The 2,258-nt window shown below is 67.1% G+C and carries 3 protein-coding genes; all 3 read right to left on the reverse strand.

The genetic code is table 11. The annotated features are described in order from the left end of the window. Nucleotides 1-128: 30S ribosomal protein S21 (gene rpsU / locus AC1DYI_RS33195; RefSeq protein WP_477208369.1), on the reverse strand; the 128-nt coding region annotated here is incomplete at its 3' end. Between the two features lie 160 nt (nt 129-288). Next, nucleotides 289-1,533 carry a BaiN/RdsA family NAD(P)/FAD-dependent oxidoreductase gene (locus AC1DYI_RS33200; protein ID WP_477208367.1) on the reverse strand — a complete coding sequence of 415 codons (1,245 nt, stop codon included), beginning with the start codon at nt 1,531-1,533 and terminating at the stop codon, nt 289-291. 7 nt (nt 1,534-1,540) lie between these two features. Next, nucleotides 1,541-2,258, reverse strand: a 718-nt coding sequence (locus AC1DYI_RS33205; protein ID WP_477208368.1) for a sulfite exporter TauE/SafE family protein, incomplete at its 5' end; no start/stop codon positions are given.

Consider the following 2,258-nt stretch of genomic DNA (forward strand, 5'->3'; position numbering starts at 1 on the left):
GAGGTGGGCTTCTCGTAGAACTCGCGAGCGCGCAGTTCCGTCAGCAGGCCCAGCTTCTCGATGGTGCGCTTGAAACGGCGCAGCGCCACGTCGAACGGCTCGTTTTCCTTGACTCGGATGGTTGTCATTGACTGAAGAATCCTTCGGGGATGGATGCGCTCGGTGTCTTGCGTCGCTGCGGGGCTGGAGGGCGGTTTTGCCTACCTCGAGCGGGCCGCATCGAACTCGAGTTTCACAAGATCGACACGCGGTTTGCCAGCAAAGACAGTGATTCTACTCTGAAAACACTCAGCTTGCCAAATCGGCGCTGGCCGCCTGTTGCTGAGCCGCCAGCGCCTCGGCGCAGGCATAGCCGCTGGACCAGGCCCATTGGAAGTTGTAGCCGCCGAGCCAGCCGGTCACATCGACCACCTCGCCAATGAAATAGAGGCCGGGCTGCAGCTTGCTTTCCATCGTCTGCGAGCTGAGGTCGCGGGTGTCGACGCCGCCGGCCATCACCTCGGCTTTGCGCCAGCCTTCGTCGCCGGTGGGCTGCAGTTCCCATTGCTGCAGTCCGGTGGCCAGTTGGCGCAGTGCGGCGTCGGGCAACTGGGGCATCGGCAGGTCGGCGGCCGGGCCATGCTTGGCCAGCCAGGCGTCGGCCAGGCGTTGCGGCAGCCAGCTGGTCAACTCGTTGCCGAGTTGGCGGCGTGAGCGTGCCTTGGCCTGGCCCAGCTCGGCGGCCAAGTCTTTGCCTGGAGCCAGATCAACCCGCAGCGCCTGACCCAGGCGCCAGAAGCTGGAGATCTGCAGCACCGCGGGGCCGGAAAGGCCGCGGTGGGTGAACAGCAGGTCTTCGAGGAATTCGGTGCGCACCGGCCCCCGACGCCCCGGGCTCGCGGTAGAGATGGCCACCGGCAAGGCGATGCCGGCCATCGGCACGAAGGGCGCCCACTCGGCGGCGTCGAAGGTCAGCGGCACGAGGGCCGGCCGTGGCTCGACGATGCGGTGGCCGAAGCGTTCAGCCCAGCGCAGCCCGAAATCAGAGGCGCCGATCTTGGGCACCGGCAGCCCGCCGGTGGCAATGACCACGGCCGCGGCCTGCACCTCGCCGCGGTCGGTGCCCAACACCCAGGCGTCACCGTCGCGCCGCAGGTTGCTGACCTTGCAGGGTTGCCAGCGGGTGACCTGGCCGTTGTCGCATTCGCGCAGCAGCATCGCGATGATCTGCTCGGCCGAGTCGTCGCAGAACAGCTGGCCTTTGTGCTTTTCGTGGAAGGCGATGCCGTACTGGCGCACCAGTGAGATGAAGTCCGCGGCGGTGTAGCGCGCGAGTGCCGAGCGGCAGAAATGCGGGTTCTCGGACAGGAACTGGGCCGGCGATGCCTCGCGGTTGGTGAAGTTGCAGCGGCCGCCACCCGAGATGCGAATCTTCTCGCCGAGCTTCGGCGCATGGTCGATCAGCAGGACCTTCAACCCACGCTGGCCGGCTTGCGCGGCACAAAACAGCCCGGCAGCGCCAGCGCCGATGACGACGGCGTCGAAACGGTTCATACCCAAATCAACCGGCAAAAGCCTTGAACAACATGTAGATCGCCAGGCCGTACAGCAGCACTGCGAAGGCGCGCTTGAGCTGCGCCACGTTCATCGCATGTGCGGCACGCGCACCCAGCGGCGCCATCGTGACGCTGGCGGCGGCGATGAGCACCAGCGCCGGCAGGTACAGGTAGCCGAATGCCCCCGGCAATGCGCCGGGCAGGTTCCAGCCGCCGATCACATAACCCAGCGTGCTGGCGATCGCCACCGGCACGCCTAACGCCGCACTGGTGGCCACCGCGTTGTGGATGGGCACATTGCACCAGGTCATGAAAGGTACGCTGACAAAACCACCGCCCGCGCCCACCAGGCCCGACAGGAAACCGACCCCGGTGCCCGCCGCCGATTGGCCGACCCAGCCCGGCATCTGGCGATGCGGCGCCGGCTTCTTGCCGCGCAGCATCTGCGTGGCCGAGAAGCTGACGAACAGGCCGAACACCAGCGCCAGGGCCTGGCCCTTGAGCAGCGCGAACGCGCCGGCACCCGCGAGCAGGCCGCCCGCCAGAATGCCTGGCGCCATGCCGCGCACGATGGCCCAACGCACGGCACCACGGCTGTGGTGCGCGCGCACGCTGGACAGCGAGGTGAACAGAATCGTCGCCATCGACGTGGCGATCGCCATCTTGACGGCCATGCTGGCTTCGACGCCGCTGTGGCTGAGGATCAGCGTCATGAACGGCACC

Source organism: Ideonella sp. P3_A4 (assembly GCF_056403075.1).